Genomic DNA, 4254 nt, shown 5'->3' with positions numbered 1-4254 from the left:
GCCAAGGGTTTTCTCTACGGATACTAAACACAATTTTTCATTGTTGCATCAACTTAAAATTAAGTCAATTGATTTTTGTTAACTTTTGTTAAAATGAACTGGATAAAGTAAATTTCTAGATCTGGAGGAGGCCAAACTTATTTTTTCAATACCAGGGGTGCTTCATAGGTAGGTAGATAAAGTATGGGATTTTTTATAGTGTTGAGAGTACGGATAAAAACAATACTAAAGATTCAGCCCTTCTGTAGGTTAGGAAACGGTTGAAAAAAATTTATACTCGTCACTTAATCATTGCTATTGACCGTAAAACATATACCGAATACTGGATATTTAATCCCTATTTGAAGATTTATCAGAATGTTAGCAGAAGACCCGCACCATAATTTTAATTTTTTGAACAGCTTCGGTTGTTTGATTGATGGATGGGAATCCCGCATCATAATCTCTGATTTGATGTTGGGAGGATGTCAAAGATACCTTCTTAGGAGAGCATAGATTTTTTCTTCAAAAAAAATAAATAGTTTTCTAGTAGCAAAAATTATCTCCTATCTTCTCCTATCTATCTCCTACCCCGAAAATATGATCGGCTTAATTTGTACCTTTACCGCCCAAATATATAGAGCTACTTGCTCAGATTTTCATCATAATTTCTCCCAGACTAAAATATTAAGGATAAATCAGATTTCTATGGCTTTACACGCAGAATTACATCGACATTTAGGAGGATCCGTAGTTCCTAGAGTTTTATGGAGATATTTTCAACGTCAAAATCAGGAACTAGCAGCTCGTTTTCCCGAATATCCAGAATTTGAAGAATTTTATACCAAACCACGAAATACTTTAGATGAATATTTAGAACTACATACTTTAGTAGAACAGGTTCAAACTATCGAGACATTACCATACTTTATTTATCGCTTAATTCGTGGTGCTTATACATTTGAAAATTTAGCTTATTTAGAGTTACGTTATACACCTTACTTGAGAACTCCAGAGAATTTATCTCAGTCTCAACGTATAGATTTAATGTCAGAAATAGTTACAACTGTAGGTAAAGCAACTCAACAGAATGAGTATCCTATTGTTACCAGTCAAATTTTATGTACCCACACTCGTTTGCCTAATGAAGTAAATCAAGCAATTGTTGATTTGGCAGTGCAAATGCCTGAATATGTGTGTGCTATAGATGTAGCAGGAGGAGATAATAATTATAAAGAACGGATAGATGAATTTATTAAACTCTATAAATATGCTCGCGAACAAGGAGTAAAAACAACCGGACATCTTTATGAAACTCCTAATGGTTGTCATCCAGAATTACTACCTTATTTAATGCGAATTGGTCATGGAATTCAAATCCCTTTAAAGTATCCAGAGTTATTAAAAGAAGTGGCGAACCGGGGGCAATGTTTAGAAGTTTGTCCGACGACTTATTTCAAAACAGGTACTATGGATAATATGAGTCAGTTGAAGACTGTATTTGATAAATGTTTTGATGCTGGGGTGGATATTGCTATTTGTACTGATAATGCTGGTTTACATAATGTACGTTTGCCTTTTGAATATGAGAATTTATTGACTTTTGATGTGATTGATTTTCGACAATTACAAGCTTGTCAAAATGCTGCTTTTCGTCATGCTTTTGCTTGGCCTCATGGTAAACGACCAGAGGAAATGTTAACAGGATTATTACAACCAGAACCTTTTTTGAAATTCAAAAGTCAAAGTTCAAAAGTCAAAACTCAAAAGTAGATATTAAAGCAATAGTCGATTCATTTTATGAAGCACCCAAGCGTGGAGATGAGTAGTGAAATTTTTCCATTTCTCTTCTGTTGCGTAGGTCGCAATAGTCGATTCATTTTATGAAGCACCCAAGCGTGGAGATGAGTAGTGAAATTTTTCCATTTCTCTTCTGTTGCGTAGGTCGCAATAGTCGATTCATTTTATGAAGCACCAGGCGTGGAGATGAGTAGTGGAATTTTTCCATTTCTCTTCTATTGCGTAGGTCGCAATAGTCAATTCATTTTATGAAGCACCCGGCGGGTGGAGATGATTAGTGAAATTTTTCCATTTCTCTTCTGTTGCGTAGGTCGCAATAGTCGATTCATTTTATGAAGCACCAGGCGGGTGGAGATGAGTAGTGAAATTTTTCCATTTCTCTTCTATTGCGTAGGTCGCAATAGTCGATTCATTTTATGAAGCACCAGGCGGGTGGAGATGAGTAGTGAAATTTTTCCATTTCTCTTCTATTGCGTAGGTCGCAATAGTCAATTCATTTTATGAAGCACTCCGGCGTGGAGATGAGTAGTGGAATTTTTCCATTTCTCTTCTATTGCGTAGGTCGCAATAGTCAATTCATTTTATGAAGCACCAGGCGGGTGGAGATGAGTAGTGAAATTTTTCCATTTCTCTTTTATTGCGTATAGAGCATCGGTTCATTTTGTGAAGCACTCCGGCGTGGAGATGAGTAGTGGAATTTTTCCATTTCTCTTTTATTGCGTATAGAGCATCGGTTCATTTTGTGAAGCACTCCGGCGTGGAGATGAGTAGTGGAATTTTTCCATTTCTCTTTTATTGCGTATAGAGCATCGGTTCATTTTGTGAAGCACTCCGGCGTGGAGATGATTAGTGAAATTTTTCCATTTCTCTTTTGTTGCGTATAGAGCAATAGTCAATTCATTTTATTAAGCTCCCAAAAAACTATAAACCGTAGGTTGGGTTAAGCGATCGCGGAGCGGAACGGATGTTCTATCGCGCAACCCAACAGAAAACTTCTCAACTTCCTGTACCATTATGGCTGTACCACCACTGTTGATTTTTGTTGGGTTTCCTCCGTCAACCCAACCTACACAATACTATTTGCGGTGCCAGGTATCAAAATTCTGAAATAACGATAAATCGTAAATTTCACTTCCAAAAATTTTTCTTTGTTGACGGCTGAAACGCTTTTATGTTAAGGTCTACAAATCTCTGCGCGAGAGAAGAGGAGAGAGAAAACGACTATATGACCATTCTATAATCATCCAACCACTCCATCCCAGTTCCCTAGCACCCCCATCGCTTTCCCCCATAGTTCCCCCCGAAATCGCAGGAAGATGCCCCTCGTAACGCAAATACTTTTCAAAAAACACTTCTTCGTAATTTAACCATCTTTTTTCCCTTTTTTCATCAAACCATCCTACTTTTTTACCAAACTTTATCCACACTTCTTGATTGCACTCTTTTGTACCACCGACACTTTGATAAATTTTCTTTTGCACAGAAAAGCCAAACTTACCATCGCTATATTTCACCCAAAGCTGGTCTATTATGCGGAGGTCTTTGCAAGAAAATTTCTCTATGTGTTGATTCATCAGATTGTCTTTCCGTCCGGCAACTTGTAACATAATTAGATTAGTCACCATATCTGCTTCTTTCCACTTTTTATCAGCTAGGAACTCACGCAGTTTGAAATATTTAGAATCTAAACTTTGTTGTGGTGAAACTTCCAGGAGTTTTTTAATCGAAACATTTTCAAAAATATGCTTTTTCCCAGATTTATGCTCATTATTCAATGTCATTTCAGAGCAAAGTAATTGTTGAATTTTTGGGTAATTATTCAGCCAATAATTTGCATTTCCTGTTTCCTGATTATTTGTAGATTCAGAATTAAGTATGGTGGAATTATTTGATTGAATAGATTTATCAACAGCATCTTTTTCTAACTGAGCAAGTAGTCGATGATTATTTTTTAGTTCCAAAAGAAGACGGGGATATCTGAGAGTAATAGCAGTAAACTTAGCTATTTGTTCTGTAGTTATTGTTTCTTTTTCAGCAAAGGTAACTCCAATAGAATAATAGGCAATATAAATCCTAAGTCTCAGTAAATTAATATATTGTTTTAAACGACGGGGATTATAATCAAAAAAAGGAGCAACCATCCGAGTAACTAATTTCAGGCTTTCTCGGTCTAAATATTTTTCAATAATTGGGAAAATAGGTAAATCTAGAGATGGAGTATCAGCTTCTTGAGGTTCTGAGTTTTTTTCTGAAACAGAATAATTTTCTGCCTCTATTTTTTCCGCTTCTTTTTCTTTTGATAAATGACGTTGCTGAATCAAAGTATGAAAGTAAAAGCTGAATAACCTGAAATATTTTTCATTCAATAGTTTAGCGATCGCTAACAAATAAAAATAATACCATTGCTGAATCAAAGTATGAAAGTAAAAGCTGAATAACCTGAAATATTTTTCATTCAATAGTTTAGCGATCGCC

Annotated in this window: 2 protein-coding genes; one reads left to right on the top strand and one right to left on the bottom strand. The window is 35.7% G+C overall.

Going from position 1 to position 4254, the window contains the following annotated elements:
- Positions 1-687 precede the first annotated feature (687 nt).
- Positions 688-1752, top strand: a complete 1065-nt coding sequence (locus tag F6K22_RS33785) for an amidohydrolase family protein (protein WP_293108461.1) — start codon at positions 688-690, stop codon at positions 1750-1752.
- Positions 1753-2960: 1208 nt separating this feature from the next.
- Here the strand turns inward: F6K22_RS33785 and F6K22_RS33780 are convergent.
- The coding region (locus F6K22_RS33780; protein WP_293108458.1) for a GUN4 domain-containing protein at positions 2961-4254 on the bottom strand (1294 nt) is incomplete at its 5' end.

Source organism: Okeania sp. SIO2F4 (assembly GCF_010672385.1).
In the GTDB taxonomy this organism is placed as follows: domain Bacteria; phylum Cyanobacteriota; class Cyanobacteriia; order Cyanobacteriales; family Microcoleaceae; genus Trichodesmium.
This window is presented reverse-complemented; position numbering and strand designations above follow the sequence as displayed.